This window comes from Pedobacter cryoconitis (genome assembly GCF_014200605.1).
GTDB lineage: Bacteria > Bacteroidota > Bacteroidia > Sphingobacteriales > Sphingobacteriaceae > Pedobacter > Pedobacter cryoconitis_B.
On the sequence record NZ_JACHCE010000001.1, the window covers coordinates 369942 to 386734 of the forward strand.

At 37.7% G+C, this 16793-nt stretch carries 15 protein-coding genes; 12 read left to right on the top strand and 3 right to left on the bottom strand.

The window, feature by feature from the left end:
• Nucleotides 1–240: 240 nt before the first annotated feature.
• Genes HDE68_RS01805 through HDE68_RS01820 form a run of 4 tightly spaced genes read left to right on the top strand, consistent with a single transcriptional unit; the run spans nt 241 to nt 4547 of the window.
• Nucleotides 241–570, top strand: a complete 330-nt coding sequence (locus HDE68_RS01805) for a PadR family transcriptional regulator (RefSeq protein ID WP_183878325.1) — start codon at nt 241–243, stop codon at nt 568–570.
• Between the two features lie 39 nt (nt 571–609).
• A complete protein-coding gene (locus HDE68_RS01810; RefSeq protein ID WP_183878327.1) occupies nt 610–1179 on the top strand; it encodes a hypothetical protein in 570 nt (189 codons plus the stop codon).
• Nucleotides 1180–1226: 47 nt separating this feature from the next.
• Nucleotides 1227–3791 carry a carboxypeptidase-like regulatory domain-containing protein gene (locus HDE68_RS01815; RefSeq protein WP_183878329.1) on the top strand — a complete coding sequence of 855 codons (2565 nt, stop codon included), beginning with the start codon at nt 1227–1229 and terminating at the stop codon, nt 3789–3791.
• 15 nt (nt 3792–3806) lie between these two features.
• Nucleotides 3807–4547, top strand: coding sequence for a GLPGLI family protein (locus HDE68_RS01820; protein WP_183878331.1), 741 nt, complete (start codon nt 3807–3809; stop codon nt 4545–4547).
• 79 nt (nt 4548–4626) lie between these two features.
• Here the strand turns inward: HDE68_RS01820 and HDE68_RS01825 are convergent, their stop codons facing one another.
• Nucleotides 4627–5013 (bottom strand): hypothetical protein, encoded by a 387-nt coding sequence (locus tag HDE68_RS01825; RefSeq protein WP_183878333.1) that lies wholly within the window; start codon nt 5011–5013, stop codon nt 4627–4629.
• A 131-nt stretch (nt 5014–5144) separates the two neighbouring features.
• Here HDE68_RS01825 and HDE68_RS01830 point away from each other — a divergent pair, with 131 nt between their 5' ends.
• Nucleotides 5145–5591 (top strand): nuclear transport factor 2 family protein, encoded by a 447-nt coding sequence (locus HDE68_RS01830; protein ID WP_183878335.1) that lies wholly within the window; start codon nt 5145–5147, stop codon nt 5589–5591.
• A gap of 31 nt (nt 5592–5622) precedes the next feature.
• Here the strand turns inward: HDE68_RS01830 and HDE68_RS01835 are convergent, their stop codons facing one another.
• Complete coding sequence (locus HDE68_RS01835) at nt 5623–6639, bottom strand: LacI family DNA-binding transcriptional regulator (protein WP_183878336.1); 1017 nt, start codon at nt 6637–6639, stop codon at nt 5623–5625.
• A 158-nt stretch (nt 6640–6797) separates the two neighbouring features.
• Here HDE68_RS01835 and HDE68_RS01840 point away from each other — a divergent pair, with 158 nt between their 5' ends.
• The 6 genes from HDE68_RS01840 (at nt 6798) to HDE68_RS01865 (ending at nt 12482) form a co-directional block, all read left to right on the top strand.
• Entirely contained in the window at nt 6798–7613 is an 816-nt protein-coding gene (locus HDE68_RS01840; RefSeq protein WP_183878338.1) for a DUF4350 domain-containing protein, read from the top strand.
• A gap of 68 nt (nt 7614–7681) precedes the next feature.
• Nucleotides 7682–8512 carry a 5-dehydro-4-deoxy-D-glucuronate isomerase gene (kduI, locus tag HDE68_RS01845; protein WP_183878340.1) on the top strand — a complete coding sequence of 277 codons (831 nt, stop codon included), beginning with the start codon at nt 7682–7684 and terminating at the stop codon, nt 8510–8512.
• Nucleotides 8512–9327: an SDR family oxidoreductase gene (locus HDE68_RS01850; protein WP_183878342.1), complete on the top strand. Its 816-nt coding sequence runs from the start codon at nt 8512–8514 to the stop codon at nt 9325–9327. The genes kduI and HDE68_RS01850 overlap by 1 nt, the downstream gene beginning before the upstream one ends.
• Before the next feature lie 22 nt (nt 9328–9349).
• A complete protein-coding gene (locus HDE68_RS01855; RefSeq protein ID WP_183878344.1) occupies nt 9350–10372 on the top strand; it encodes a sugar kinase in 1023 nt (340 codons plus the stop codon).
• Nucleotides 10362–11021: a bifunctional 4-hydroxy-2-oxoglutarate aldolase/2-dehydro-3-deoxy-phosphogluconate aldolase gene (locus HDE68_RS01860; protein WP_183878346.1), complete on the top strand. Its 660-nt coding sequence runs from the start codon at nt 10362–10364 to the stop codon at nt 11019–11021. Before HDE68_RS01855 ends, HDE68_RS01860 begins: the two co-directional genes overlap by 11 nt.
• 87 nt (nt 11022–11108) lie before the next feature.
• Nucleotides 11109–12482 (top strand): MFS transporter, encoded by a 1374-nt coding sequence (locus HDE68_RS01865; RefSeq protein WP_183878348.1) that lies wholly within the window; start codon nt 11109–11111, stop codon nt 12480–12482.
• On the opposite strand, the gene HDE68_RS01870 is transcribed toward HDE68_RS01865, so the two are convergent.
• Entirely contained in the window at nt 12483–16547 is a 4065-nt protein-coding gene (locus HDE68_RS01870; RefSeq protein WP_183878350.1) for a hybrid sensor histidine kinase/response regulator transcription factor, read from the bottom strand.
• On the opposite strand from HDE68_RS01870, the gene HDE68_RS01875 reads away from it, so the two are divergent.
• Nucleotides 16536–16685, top strand: coding sequence for a hypothetical protein (locus HDE68_RS01875; RefSeq protein ID WP_183878352.1), 150 nt, complete (start codon nt 16536–16538; stop codon nt 16683–16685). The two genes, HDE68_RS01870 and HDE68_RS01875, sit on opposite strands and share 12 nt — an antisense overlap.
• The last annotated feature ends 108 nt before the right edge of the window (nt 16686–16793 follow it).

Here is a 16793-nt window from a genome sequence, read left to right on the forward strand (position 1 = left end):
TAACAAGTTACAGCTATGGAAAACCTTAACAAACTTAATAGCACAAAAAGATTGGTAATCAATAAAACAAGAATTACCAAAGTCAGAACAGAGATAAAAGGGGACGGTCCTGACTTTCCTGGTGGGCCGGAAACTTTAATGACAAGTTCTAGCAGCAGGGTATCTAATATTATCTGATAGATCTTTCCTGTTTTTTATATCAATGAACCTAAATTCTCACCCAATACTTAAATTTTCGCAATGGAAGAGTTATTAAAAAACTGGCAGGTACAAATAAATAAGGGTTTTTATCCTTATATAATTCTTAAATCTTTAATCTCCAGAAAACAGTACGGTTATTCTCTGATTGTTTCAATTAATGATCAGATGGGCCTGAACGTCTCTGAAGGAACAATCTATCCTATTCTTATTCGCCTGAATGAAATTGGGCTGATCAATTCTGAATGGGTAGAAAGAAAATCAGGAATACCAAGAAAATATTATGAACTCTCTGAAAATGGGATGAAGACCATAGAACATATGGAATTCTTAATAGAGGGTTATGTAAAACAAATGAAACAGATTTCATAACAATTGCATCATTAGCCTTAAAACTCAAATTATATTCCTATGAAAAATTCTACAATGTATAAAGCTTACCAATCCTATATTAAATCAGTCAATGGCTCTATGAAAGGTGTGCCTGAAGCTTCTAAATATGAAATGGTGGCAGAACTGCAAAGTCACATCTATGAATCTTTAAAATCTCAAAAAGAAAGTGGTCAGACAGTGGATGTCCATAAAGTGCTGGATAACCTGGGCGCCCAGGAAATTATATCCGGAAATAAATACAGGGCCCGTAGAGATAAATCTGTTTTAGATCAGATCAAATCTTCTTTTAAAAAGCTATTACTAACTTGTTTATATCTTGTATTAACATTGGCTGCGGTCGTATTAATTTTAAAAATACTATATCCGGCCAATACGGGCTTATTCTTTAAAAACGACCGTCTCTTTGGTCTTGGATATTTTAAATACAAGAATAGTAACCTGAGAGAAGTACTTGGCTATAGTATTCTGATCTATGGTTTTCTCTTCAATTTAATAGTCGGATATCTGATTTATTATATCAAAAAAGAACGCTGCCAAAGTCATGTGGTCTACAATAAATTGATCACAGATATTATCAAAAAGTCCTAGTATTTATCTTTTAGTACCCTCGTATGCCGTTAAAAAAAATCGTGCTGATGCTAATCCTATGTCTTAATTTTTGGGCTGTTAAAGCTCAGGATATTGAAGTCTCGGGTATGGTTAGCTTCTCTGATGGAGGAGTTGCACCAGGTGTGACCATCGTTATCAAAGAGAATGAGAAAATGTTGTCTTATCATTCGACAATGTCCGATGGGAGTTATAAATTTAAAATGCCTTCTGGAAATGCTAACCTGCTTTTATTCAAATCTATTGGATACAAAACTACCGAGGTTAATATAAAGACATTGAAAATTACTGACCAGAAACATGCCAGTCTTGATGTTACTTTGCAAGAAGATGCTTTTGAATTAAAAGGCATTGTTATTCAAGGTGACGGTAAAAAAGAACGGGATACTGTAGCCTTAAATCTTGATAAAATGAATTTGACGGAGAACAGCAAGTTCCGTGAAATTTTAAGTAAGTCTCCTAATTTTCGTTTAGAAGATGATGGATCAATCTTCTATAAGGGAAAACCTATTGATAAGATTTTATTAAATAACAGACCTGGCTTTGTTAATCAAAATAGTGTAGCCCTGGAGTCTATCGAGAAAAGGATGATTGAAGGAATTAAGATTATCAATAATTACAAAAATAACTTCAGTCTTAACTTTGATGAAGTTGAAGAGACTGTCCTGAATATTGATACCAAAGAGGGTTTCAAAAATATCATTAAACCATCCTTTCAGGCCGGATATGGATATGATAACAAATATAATTTTCAAGGTGAAGCCCTGTATTTTGGCAATCAGCTAAATTCCTTTCTGACTACTCATACCAATAACATCGGAAAGATGAATGTCAACCTGAGGGAAATAGATGTACTGCTCAGATCACAGGAATCACTGTCTGTCTATCAGCAAAATGTATTGAATGAATTGCTTATCCCCAATAAAAACAGGTTGTCGGATTTCAGTTCTTCTACCAATTATACCTTCAGAAAAGAGACCCCGGCAAACAGGATCAATGCAACGGTATATTATTTCAATACCGACAGGACAAGCAGTCTTTTTAGTCAGTCGACTAATTATGATGGCTCAGAAATTTTTAAAACTAACCAGACTATTCATACTAAAGGAAATACACTTTTATCCAATATCATCGTAGACTTTAAGATGAAGACAAACCAGATCTTAAGTTATCAGTTTGGAGGGAATTTATTAAGAGATAAAGGGTTTAGTCCTCAGGAATCGGTTTATGGCGGGGTAGATAGTATTCATATTTTCTCTGCCCAAAAGACTTCTATCGGATCTATGATCAACAAAGTCAATTATGATTATAAAGTAGCTAAAAACCTGATTTTAGGTTCAAGGACTTTCTGGTATACTGAACGTTCAGCTATTCCGGTGAGTGCCTCAACCGATCAGCAGACTATTTTTAATCAGGACCTGGTTTATAGAAAAAATAATATTGGCCAGTCAATTTTCTTAAGATATAAGCAGTCTGAATTTTTCTCCCCGTCTTTAGAGCTGAATGCCGGAAGAGTTTCAGAAGAGCTGAATGGACAGCATAATTTAAACGCCAGAGATCTGGACAGAAGTATCATGACCTATAAAGCTAATTTTAAAGTCTTTGGGGAGAGAATACTCAAACGGATAAGATATGATGCTGTATTTGGTATTGATCATGGCGACTATAAAATGGGTAATGGAAAAAGGAATTACCTGAATTTTCCGTTCGATGCTAAAATCAGGTTCGAGAATAAACTGGATTTAATTGAGTTTAATGCAGCAAATAAATTCACTCCTTACGATTTACAATCAGGGACAGTAGTTCTTCAATCTTACAACAGAGTTATTCAGGGAAGTACGGCATATCCTTTGAACCAGTCGAAAACAAGAATAATGGGGCTTAAATATGCACATAATGACTTTTTAAAGATGTTATCGTATGGTGGCAGCGCAAATTATGTCAAAAATATAGATCAGTTGAAAGATGCTTTTGTGAAGGTAATAGGGAATGGGTTACAGCAATACCAATTATACGCTATTCCTTCGGGTGAACAGTATTCGGTAGAAGCTTATGGGGCAAAAACAATTTTCAGTGCCGGATTTCCAATAAAACTAGATTTGAATTTCAAGTACCTGGCGAATAACTCACCGGTATATATTATGGGAAATCTATCATCTGTTAAGAATAAAGATAAGATCATCAGGGCAGGGCTCGAAAGTAATACCTCATCGCCTATAAACATAGAAATTAATACGAAAAATACGTTTTCTAATATAAACGTAGATGGAAACAGGTACTCATCATCCTATTCAACTAATAATTTTCTCTTAAAATACCGGACTAAAAAGAATGAGGCCACATTGACATTTTTATATAACAATGATCATATCATTGGTAAAAAATATATCAGAAGGAATTTTAACCTGAGCCTTAAACGTACCATAGGTAAAACAATACTAGGAGTGGAGGCTGAGAACTTTGATGATATCTTCAAAATATTTGATAATACAGCTTACAATTCCATCTTAAATTTCCAGAACGGAATCAATACAGTTACTGTTAGAAATATGGCAATAAGCTATATCATGTTCACTATTAAACAAAATTTTTAATTTAAATCCTGTTTTATGAAAACATCAATTGCAACTTTATTTATGTTATTGGCTTTGACTGGTATGCAGCTTAAAGCCCAGACTGCTAAAAAGCAGATTTTAAGAGTAGACTATACAACCAATCCCGGTTCACCAAAATTACTGGAGATTATCAGGTTACAGATTAAGGACCCTGTACTTCTTCAAAAGACTGTAAACCTGATCGATAAGTATAAATATTATTTCACATTAAATGTCAATTTACAGACCAGTGAATCTGTTTTTAAGCTGGATTCTGTGACTAAAGTTGAGAAAGTAAAAGTAGTTGGAAATGGAGAATATGGCTTCAGGAATAAGGATAATGGCTATCTGTGCAATGAGAATTTTATGAGTTCAAATTATACAATAAAGGGATCGGTAAAAGATTTGCAATGGGAGATCAAAGAAGACACACTGACGCTGGGCGGATATAAATGTGTTAAAGCTACATTGAAACAAATGCCTGATGTTATTGTCTGGTTCACTCCTGATATCCCGGTGAGCAGCGGCCCTTATATGTTCCATGGTTTACCAGGGCTGGTGATGAAAATGCAGAACAACTTTGAAGAAACTATAGCAACCAGGGTGGCTTATCAGGGTGATGTTAATGTATTCAACACGGATGCTGAAAATATAATGGCAAAATCAAAATCAACAAAAATAGTCTCACTCAGTGAAATTGTTGTGGCAAAATCAAATTTTATGCGTATGATTGAAAGTAAGACTAGTAAAGACTAAGGGCTTAAAAAAACAGAGTTAGAGTTCTCTGGGAAAAAGTCGTATCATTTTCTAATGATACGGCTCTTTTTATTGATGATTATGGTTTAGCGACCTGTGTATTCATAGCTTTCAATTTAGTCAGCTGATCTGGTGTAAGAATAGTCTTATATTGCTCCATACGATATTGAGCAATTTCTTTAGATCCTGCGTTTTTTTTCTGATCAGCCTGCTTCAATGCATCTTTTTTATTGATACATTCTGTATTCACAGCTAAAATTTTATTGTACTGATCATCGTTCAAAGAAAGTTTTTGCTTCAATTCTTTGGAATATGGAATGGCACGCTGTGCTGCAGGAACCTGCGTCTTCTGAACCATTTTTTGAGCTGTTACCTGTTGTTTTTGTCCGGCAGCAACAGGAGCTGTTTGTGCGGCAGCAGTAAGTCCTGCAGCTGCAAATGTGAATGCTAAAAGTAACTTTTTCATAAGTTTTGTTTTTATATATAATATTAATGATAATTAACGAGTAATTTAAGCCGATCAATATGAGGTGCTTAAACAATTTGCGAATTGAATTTAAGTAGCTCCTTAAAACCTGAAAACCAAATTTATAAACAATGAAAAAATTAATTCTTGCTCTATTTCTGATTACATCCTGTATGCTTGTAAAAGCTCAGGAAGCCACAAATCCTACCACTAAAGAAGAAACTGAAGTCGCTGCGGTAGTCGAAAAATTAAGAGCAGCAATGATCAGTGGAAACAAGTCTGATCTGGAAAGTGTGACCTCTGCCGATTTAACTTATGGACATTCTGGTGGTAAAATTCAGAATAAAGCTGCTTTTATAGATGATATTACTTCAAAAAGATCAGATTTTAAAACTATTGAATTGACCAAACAATCGATTACAATCCAGAATAATATCGCTATAGTACGCCATGTTTTAGTCGCAGATACTAATGATGGGGGGAAGCCTGCACATATCAGTCTTGGAATAGTCCTGGTTTTAAAGAAAGAAAAGGAAGACTGGAAAATAATTGCCAGACGCGCATTCCATGTAGATTAATATTTTTACAAAACGCTAATCTTTTGAGATCTTAATGATTACGTATTGATAAGCTTGTATCCAGGATCTTTTTCTCAAAATCATGAACCGGATACTTGCTTTCTATTAAATTAAGCAGCATATCGGTTGCAATTTGTCCCATTTCAAAGGCTGGCTGACGAACAGATGTCAGGGTAGGACACATCAGGTTAAGCACATCAGAATTACAAAAACCTGCAATGACCATTTCTTGTGGTACTTTAACTTTCAACTCTTTAAATACGACCAGGGCACCTATACTTAAACGGTCACTGGCTACGAAAATACCATCAGGTTTTTCCTTCATATTCATCAATTCTTTGATGGCCATTTCAGTTTCTTCCTGAAACATACCTCCATGTGCACAATACTTAATATAAGCCTCATTCAAAAGAAGGCCATGTTTTGCTAAAGCCTGTTTATAACCATTTAATCGTTCTACACTAATAGATAAATGGTCTGAACTTGTTAAATGAGCAATGCGTTTGCAACCCTGGCTAATCAGATATTCTGTGGCTTCAAATGCACCTTTTTCATTATTTGCTATGATTTGATGCGTTTTTATCTGATCCGTTACCCGGTCAAAAAACACAATAGGCAAACCCCGCTGATGTAAGTTCTGAAGATAAGAGGTATCCGTAGTTTCTGAAGATAAAGAGACCAGTAAACCATCTACCGACCTGGATGCCAGATGTTGTATGTTAACCTTTTCACGTGCATAGAATTCATGGGTCTGAGTAATAATTACATGATAACCACGATCATAAGCAATGGATTCAATACCATTGACCACCTGTGCAAAATACTGGTTAGCTACTTCACTCAGTGAAACCCCAATCGATTTACTTCTGCGTTCTTTTAAACTTAATGCAATAGGATTTGGACGGTAATTGATTTTTTGCGCATAGTCAAGAACAAGTTTTTTGGTCTCCGGACTGATTTCATGCGTATCACGCAAAGCTCTCGAAACAGTGGAGGTTGAAAGGCCTAATGCCTTGGCTATGTCTTTTAAAGTAAAGGGCTCAAACATAAAATCCGTTGCGGATATTGTAAATCATACAAGTCTACAAATAATTTCTGGTTGTGCCGGGAACGATTGCACAATAATTTATATCGTTTTGTTTCATTCTGCGCCTAAAACTATGTAGACTTGTTGTCATTGCAAATAAAATATTAAACCAGATATTTATGAATAAATTCCACTTAATAATTTCCAGTATCCTTGTTTTTACTGCTTTAAATGGTAATGCACAAAACAAAAAAACAGATTCACTCACAGTAATGCTGGACTCGTATTTCAATAATGAAACGAAAAAAGATCAGGCTGGCAATCTTGTTTCCTGGCATTATAAATGGGAAGAACATACAAATGGAGGTTTTTCTTTGTGGGGAGATGAATTCAGAAAATCGGGCTTCCGGACTTCCACACTTTATGCAGCCCCAACTGCGCAAAACCTAAAGGGATCATCTGTTTATATTATTGTAGATCCGGATACGGAACAAGAAAGCAGTGATCCTGAATTTATTCAGGCAGCTCATGTTAAAACGATTTCTGAATGGGTTAAAAAGGGAGGGATACTCATCCTGATGGGCAACGATATTGGCAATGCTGAACTGGAACATTTTAATACACTGACCAAAGTATTTGGGGTTCAGTTTAATATGGACTGTAAAGGAAAAGTAACCGGTGACCAGTTTGAAATGGGAAAGATAAATGTACCTGCCGGTAATCCTGTATTTAAAACAGCAAAACAATTGTTTATCAAAGAATTCAGTAGTTTAGCTATCACAGCCCCGGCAAAATCTATTTTGAAAGACAGAGACGGTAATGATGTGATTGCTTTATCAAAATATGGTAAAGGCTCAGTGATCATCGTAGGTGATCCCTGGTTATATAATGAGTATGTGGACGGTAAAAAACTTCCTGCCGAATATGATAACCTGAAAGCAGGTACTGATCTGGTTCATTGGATTTCAAACCAGATTTCAGCAGCTAAAAAATAATTTGCGCTTTAAAAAAAATGTATTTCAATGGGCTTTAAAGCCTCATAACAATTATTACAATGAAAGATATGAAAGTATTACATGCGGTACATCCGGATGACTTTAAATCGTATGATACTGAAAAAATCAGATCAAGGTTTTTACTTGCTGATTTGAAAGAAGAAAATAAGGCCAATTTTGCCTATACACACTATGACAGAATGATTGTTGGACTAGTACATCCTGTTTCTGAAACAGTGGTATTGGGCAACTATTCAAATCTTCGTGCTGATTATTTTCTGGAAAGAAGAGAAATAGGAATTATCAATGTTGGCGGGGCAGGTCGTATTGAAGCAGACGGGAAAACATTTGAAGTAAATAAACTGGATGCACTTTACCTTGGAAAAGGGGTAAAAGAAGTAAACTTTAAAAGTACTGATGCTGCAAATCCGGCAGTTTTTTATTGTCTTTCGACTCCTGCACATCAGGTTTATCCTGTAACATTATTAGTTCATGCAGATGCAATTTCTACAGAATTAGGTAGTTTAAGTACGGCAAATGAACGCAGAATCATTAAATATATCCACAAAGACGGAATTCAAAGCAGTCAATTGGTGATGGGCTTAACTATACTGGCCAATGGCAGTGTCTGGAATACGATGCCGGCACATACCCATGACAGAAGAATGGAAGCATATTTCTATTTTGATGTAGCTGCAGATCAGCGTGTATTCCATTTAATGGGACAACCGCAGGAAACCCGTCATGTTTTAATGGGTAACCATGATGCTATTGTTTCCCCGCCATGGAGTATCCATTCGGGAAGCGGTACGCAGAATTACAGTTTTATCTGGGGTATGGGAGGTGAAAACCTTGATTATGCAGATATGGACCCGGTTGCAATTCAAGATATACGTTAATGGAAAACACATTCTCATTAAAAGATAAGGTCATTATTGTGACCGGCGGTACTGGAATTTTAGGCGGTGCTTTTGTCGATGCAATAGTTGAAGCAGGGGGAGCAGTAGGGATTTTAGGCCGGAATGCTCAGATCGCCAATGAACGTGCGGATGCAATTAATAAAGCGGGTGGCAGGGCTATTGCACTGGTAGCAGATGTGATGGACAAAAGTCAGTTATTGAATTGCAGGGCTCAGATATTAGAAAAATTCGGTAAAATAGATGGTTTAGTGAATGCAGCGGGTGGCAATCAGCCCGAAGGTGTTTTACAGCCAGAAGAAGATATTTTCCAAATGAACCTGGATGGAATGAAACAGGTTATGGATCTGAACTTATGGGGGACAATCATTCCTACGCAGGTTTTTGGACAATTCATTGCTAAAGGAGGTAAAGGAAGCATAGTCAATATCTCTTCTATGAACTCCAAAAGAGTAATCACTAAAGTTTTGGGTTATAATCTGGGTAAAGCAGGCGTTGATTATTATAATCAGTGGTTTGCTGTAGAATTGGCTAACCGTTATGGTGGGGCAATCCGGATGAATGCAATTGCACCAGGATTTTTTCTTACTGAACAAAACCGTACACTGTTAACCAATACCGACGGAAGTTATACCAATCGTGGGGGGCTGGCTATTCAGCAAACCCCATTTAAACGTTTCGGACATCCGGATGAATTAAAAGGTGCTTTAATCTGGCTGCTGAGTGATGCTTCGCAATTTGTAACGGGAGCTATGATTTGTGTTGATGGTGGTTTCTCGGTATTTGGAGGTGTTTAACCCTAATAATCAGGTTTAAAAAATGGGAAAAGTATTAAACTTTGGAGAGCTATTATTGCGGATCTGTCCTGATGCAGCAGGAGACTGGCTCAGGAAAAATGAGCTGCCTTTTTACGTTGGGGGTGCAGAATTAAATGTAGCTACAGCATTAGCCCTATGGGGAATCCCTTCGGCTTATCTGACGGCTTTACCTCCTAATTCATTAACTGAACAATTGGTTGGCTATATTCAGGATTTAAATATAGATACGACTGCAATTCAATATACGGGAGAGAGAGTAGGCTTATACTATTTACATCAGGGTAAAGACCTTAAAAATGCGGGTGTTATTTATGACAGAAGCGGCTCCTCTTTTGCAACTTTAAAAACAGGTACAATCAACTGGGACGAAGTCTTCAAAGATGTTTCCTGGTTTCATTTGAGTGCGATATGCCCTGCAGTAAGTTTAGCAGCGGCCGAAGTTTGTGAAGAAGCTTTAAAAGAAGCATCAGCAAGGCAGATCAGAATCTCTATTGACTTAAATTATAGAGCTAAACTATGGAAATATGGTAAAGAACCAATTGATATTTTACCAGGTTTAGTTCAGTACTGTGATGTGGTGATGGGAAACCTTTGGGCTGCTGAAAAGATGCTGGGTATTCCTGTGCCCGAAGGTCTGGCTGATGCTGATCAGAAAGACCTTTATTTACAACAGGCAGAGCTGAGTTCTAAAGAATTGATTTACAGATTTCCCCGGTGTAAGATAGTTGCAAATACCTTTCGTTTTGATGAAAATGAGATAGGCGTAAAATACTATTCTACACTGTTTACGGAGGATAAATTAACAGTATCAAAGCAGTATTCAGCAGAAAAAATTATAAATAAAGTAGGTAGTGGTGACTGTTATATGGCGGGGTTGATCTATGGTTTTTACCAGAACCGGCCAACGGCAGCGGTAATAGAGTTTGCAACGGCTGCAGCATTCTCTAAGCTCTTTGTAGAGGGAGATGCAACCACAGTAAAAGCAGAAGACATTATAGAAAATGTAAGTAATTATGAAAACTAAAGAGAGCTCTTTAAAAGCGATAACAGACCAGGGTTTATTGCCTTTGTTTTTTTATGAGGATGCAGAAGTAAGTTTAGAGATCATCCGTACCTTATATCAATCAGGGATCAGAGTATTGGAATATACCAACAGAGGAGCTGCCGCACTGGCAAATTTTCGTTTCCTGATCAATGCAGTTGAAATTGAAATGAAAGATCTGCATCTGGGGATTGGAACGATCAAAAATACAGCTGAAGCGCATGATTTTATCAAAGCGGGTGCACACTTCCTGGTTTGTCCGGTAGTTGATCCTGAGGTAGGAAAAATAGCTCATGATGCAGGATTATTATGGATTCCTGGTTGCTTTACACCTACAGAGATTAATATTGCACATCAGTTAAAAGCGGGGATCATTAAACTTTTCCCGGCAAACGTACTGGGGCCTGTTTATTTGTCTTCGGTTAAAGAGGTATTTCCCGGACAGCTTTTCATCCCTACCGGTGGGGTAGAAATCGAAGAAGAAAATATGACCAAATGGTTTAAATCTGGTGTTTGTGCAGTTGGCATGGGCAGCAAATTAATCAGTAAAGAGATCCTGGAAACCAGAGATTATCAAGAATTAGCTATACGTACACAAAAAACAATTGAAATGGTGAAAGCCACCAGATAAATATGGGTTGGCGGGAGCCAAAGCATAAACATTAAGGTGGCGTAAGCCACCACGCCTGATCAACCAAACCAACCAAAACCAAATATAATGACTGAGAACAGAATGAGCAATTACCGCTGGACGGTCTGTGCCCTGTTGTTTTTTGCGACAACAGTAAATTACCTTGACCGTCAAGTTCTTAGCTTGCTGCATTCCAGGCTGGAAGCAGAGTTCAACTGGACTAACAGTGACTACGCTAACATTACTTCGGCCTTTCAGCTGGTCTATGCTATATCTATGTTATTTGCGGGTAGAATAGTAGATCGGCTGGGGACCAAATGGGGATATGCGGTTGCTTTAATTGTCTGGTCATTAGGTGCTATTCTTCATGCCAAAGCTATTCCTGTTGGACAAGGACTGGCTTCTATGTTAGGTTTAATCGGTATTACAGGTGTTTCTGTTTCTGTGCTGGGTTTTATTTTCTCCAGGGCGGTGCTGGGTTTTGGTGAATCCGGGAATTTTCCTGCTGCTATTAAAGCTACTGCAGAATATTTTCCTAAAAAAGAACGGTCACTGGCTACAGGAATCTTTAATTCTGGAGCTAATGTGGGGGCTGTGTTAGCTCCGCTGACCGTGCCCTGGATAGCGCATACCTGGGGCTGGGAAGCTGCATTTATAATTATTGGTGCAGTTGGTTTTTTATGGCTGATTTTTTGGTTCATCTTTTATGAAAAACCAGAAAAACAAAAACGTTTGTCTAAAGCCGAACTGGATTATATTTTATGTGATCCTGATCAGCAGGCTATTGTTCCTTCTCCAACAACAGCGGCCGCTGAAAAAGTATCCTGGGTAAAACTATTGAAATACAGACAGACCTGGGCCTTCAGCTTAGGGAAGTTTATGACAGATGGGGTTTGGTGGTTCTTTTTATTCTGGTTACCCTCTTATCTAAAAGTCCAGTATGGAATGGACGATACTGCAATCATGATACCTTTAGCAGTATTATACAGCATGACCATGATTGGAAGTGTAGGCGGGGGCTGGTTCCCTATGTACTTTATGAAAAAAGGATATGCGCCCTATGATGGCAGGATGAAAGCCATGCTGATTATCGCACTTTTTCCTCTAGTCGTACTCGCTGCACAACCCTTAGGGCATATTAGTGTCTGGATACCTGTGATTTTAATCGGTATAGGCGCTTCGGCCCACCAGGCCTGGTCTGCTAATATATTCACCACAGTTTCAGATATGTTCCCTAAAAAAGCAATCGGTTCAGTTATTGGGATTGGTGGTATGGCAGGTGGTTTAGGCGGAGTATTTATGTCTAAGCTGGGGGGCGGACTTTTTGATCATTACAAAGCATTGGGACATACACAAACCGGTTATACGATTATGTTCACAATCTGTGCTGTAGCTTATATTGTTGCCTGGACGGTGATGAAAGTGCTGGTACCGAAGTACAGACCAATCAACGATTTATAATCAATCATTTACACCCTTCTGGATATATTCTGTAGGACTGATGCCAAACTGCTTTTTAAATTCCAGGCTGAAATACTTTCTATCATTGAAGCCAACACTATAAGCAATTTCCGAAATCGATAACCCACCCGTTTTAAGCAACCTTGCAGCTTGCTTAAGTCTGAATGATTTGATGAAATCATTCACAGACTGGTCAGTCAGAGACCTGATCTTTTTATACAATACAGGCTGGCTCATTCCTATTTCGGCTGCAAGGGCAGGTACATCAAAATCAGTATCACTGATATGTTTTTCAATGATTGTGATCAGGTGATGCAAAAATGCTTGTTCTGTCGTATTAATAATCAGATTTTTTGGTTCCAGTGTAATGGTCTGCCCATATTTTAAACGTAATTTCTCTCTTGCGCTGAGCAGATTTTCTATATTCAGCTGTAGCAGTTTTATATGGAATGGTTTAATGATATAGGCATCCGCACCGGTTTCCAGACCGTTGATCTGGTGGATATAGGCAGATCGCGCTGTCAGTAAGATCACAGGAATATGGCTGGTCCTTTCATCTGTTTTGATTCTCCGGCAAAACTCCAGTCCATCCATATTTGGCATCATGACATCGCTGATAATCAGGTCAGGGATTAAATCAGTTGCAGTTTCCCATCCGGCTAATCCGTCCTCACATTCCTGTACCTGGTAATTATCTGATAATGCATCTTTGACAAATCTTCTGATCTCTGCATTGTCCTCCGCTAAAAGAATCGTATATTTTTTAACCGGGAAAGGCAAATCTTCTGAAGCAGCTGTCTCATCTGCAAGAATAAGTGTGCTGTCATTTGTAGCAGAGACATCGTTCACATTTAAAGCAGGATCGGTGTTCGGATTGGAAACATCATTCAGGTTTCCAATTTTATTATAATTTGAAGCATCGTCATAATAGACATAATCAGTAAGCAGTTCTGCGGGTTTAAAATGGTCTTTACCCGTTTGTAGCTCAATCGTAAAACAAGTATATCCATTTATGCCGATAGGGTCAGGGGTACTTTCGAAATAGATTTTTCCGTGATGAAGTTCTACGATGCTTTTTGAAAAAGAGAGCCCAAGACCAGTACCTATATTGCTAACCGGGTTAACCTGGTAAAAACTGTTAAACAATTCTGACTGGTTTTCCAGAGGTATGCCTTTTCCACTATTGGCGATCTCAATTTTAACAATTTCCTTTTCTACTTTAAGATAAAGACTGATCTGTCCGTTTTCGGGGGTAAATTTAAAAGCATTGGAAAGCAGGTTAAACAATACTTTCTCTAATTGTATCTTATCAAAGTATAATTGCATTTCCTCTTGTTCTGTATAAAAATCATAACCGATCTGCTGTATTCCAGCCATATTCTGAAAGACCAGGAATATCTCATGGCAAAATTTAGCCACATTGCCCGGACTAACCTGTAAGATCATCTTACCACTTTCTGCCTTTCTAAAATCCAGCAATTCTGTGGTCAGGCGCATCAGGCGGTCTGCATTATTTTTAATTAAAGACAGTTCTTTATGCAAACCGGGTTGTTCTCTTGTTTCTGCTATAATTTTCTCTAAAGGAGCTACAATCAGGGTTAATGGTGTTCTTATTTCGTGAGAGATATTGGTGAAAAACTCAAGTTTATGCGCATTGGTTTCTTTCTCGTTCTTCAGTACAGCTCTGATCAGTAAATAACGCAGCAACAGGATAATTATCCCCGTAGCCAGGCAAACATAAAATAAATAGGCCCACCAGGTTAAATAAAATGGGGGCAGAATATTGATCCTTAATTTTTTGATATTCAGGCTCTGTATGCCATCATTGTTCATCCCTTTAACCTGAAATACATAATCGCCCGGCGGCAGGTTCGTATAAGTAGCCGTAGGTATATTCACCGTATTCCAGTTCTTTTCAAAACCAGCCAGTTTATAGCTGTATTTGTTTTTTTCGGGCTTCACGTAATTGAGCAAAGCAAAATCAATCGTGATCGTGTTTTGATTATGATGAAGAGTTAGCTCATCTGTCTGAGAGATATTTTCTTTCAACAGCCCGTCTTCGCCATTTATTTTTAAAGGCCTGTTGTCTAATTTGAGAGCTGTCAGTACAATTGCCGAAGGTTTGGTATTGGTTTGTATCTTAGTAGTGAAAAAGCCCGTGAAGCCATTGTATCCGCCAAAAAACAGTTCTCCTCCGGAACTTTTCAAATAAGCATTTTTATTGAACTCATTACCTGGTAAACCATCGCTGGAATTATAGTTTTTAAAGGTCTTCAATACCGGGTTGAACATGGATACGCCATTACTGGTACTGATCCACAGATTTCCTGAATCGTCTTCCATCAAACCAAATACATTGTTGTTGGGTAAACCATTTTCTTCGGTATAATTGATAAAGCGGTTATTTTTCTGATCATAATAACTTAATCCGCCATAATAGGTACCTATCCAGATTTCTCCGTTTTTACGCTGAATGATACAATTGATATTACTGGATTTCAGGCTCTTTTGAAGTCCCATTTTAAAACTTATCAGCAAGTCCTGGTTTTTGTTTAACAGGAACAGCCCGTCCGATGTACCTATCCAGGTACGCTGATCCTGATCTCTGAGCAAAACATAAACTGATTTGTTTTTGAGCTTTTCGTTGACTGCTGGAAGATGAAGGGGCTTAAATTGTGTTTTCTCAGGATTGGAATAAAGTATCCCATTTTTCTGTGTGCCAACCCATAATCTTTGCTGCTGATCTTCTATGAAAGTATTCATCTCATCAATCAGCGGATCTTCAGGATGATATAAAAAACGTTTGAAGGTTTGTGTGGCTGGATTAAAAAGGTTTAAACCTCCGCCATGTGTACCTATCCAGATATTCTTTTTTTTATCCTCATAGATAGATTTTACCAGATTTGAACCCAAACTGGAAGGAGAGGAGGAGTTTAAATAAGCCTTGTATTTGCCTGTTTTCCGGTTATAATAATTGAGTCCGCCGCCCTCAGTTCCTATCCATAGATTTTTTTGTTCGTCTTCTACAAGAGAACTGACTACGTTATTGCTGATACTGGATTCATATTTGTTTTTCTGATAGCCAATGAAATGCGTAATATAAGGATAAGCAATATTGACCCCGCCAAAATAGGTCCCGATCCAGATCGATTCGTTTTTGTCTTTGAATAAACTGTAAACTGAGTTTTGACTCAAACTCTTTTTATTCTCAGAAGCATTTTGGTAAGAGACACAGGAAAAAGTTTTAGGATTCATAATGCTGATTCCTTCAAGACTACCAATCCAGAGGTTTCCGGACTGATCTGTGATGATTTTGCGAACGACATTACTTATCGGGCTGTTGGGATTACTGGTATGCTTATAGGCTGCAAATTTGTTTAATGAGCGGTCATAACGGTTCAACCCTCCATTTTGTGTACCAATCCAAAGGTTCTTTTCTTTGTCTTCAATAATGCTGGTTATAAAATTATCACTGATATCGCCCTGCCGGCCATTATTTTTAAAGTTTTGAAACTGATAATTACCCTTGTGCTTTGTAAGTCTGGATAAGCCGTTAGCTGTACCAATCCAGATTACCCCCTGGTAATCTTCATAGATACTTTTGATACTATTGGAAGGAAGCCCTTGTTGTGCTGCGTAAAAATACTCCGTATAAGCCTGTCTGTTTTTTCCTGATAAGAGTTTCAACCCAAATTCTGTACCTATCCATAAATCACCGGCCCGGTCTTCGGCTATACAAGTTACCTTTTTACCTTCCGGGTTATTGCTCACCTTATTCTGGTCCTTTACAAGCTCAAAAGACTCTGTTTTACGCTTATATTTTTGTAAACCAGCATCACTGCCCACCCATAATAAACCGTTACGGTCACGATATAATGCATTGATATAATCATTTTGCAAAGAAGTGCTGTCAGCAGGATTGTTCAGGTAAATTTTAAAACGGTAACCGTCATAACGGTTTAAACCGCGTCTTGTCCCCAGCCAGATAAAACCGTCCTGATCTTGTGCAATAGCCAATACTGCATTTTGAGAGAGTCCTTTCTCTATGTTTAAATGATCGAACAAGATAGGCTGCTGTGCGCTGGTAAAACTGAAAGTAAAACAAAAAAACAAACAACAGAAAATGAAGTAATTTGGTTTGAAGAGCATGGTTTTGTTTTTTCAGCAACAATAGATAATAAACAGCCTGTTACGCAATTATAAGCTAAATTATTAGAAAATTACCCCTATAAATTTAGAAAATTACCCCCTCCGCATCCCCCCTTGACTATATGTTTGCTCTATGATGTTACCACTGCAAATTGTTAGTGG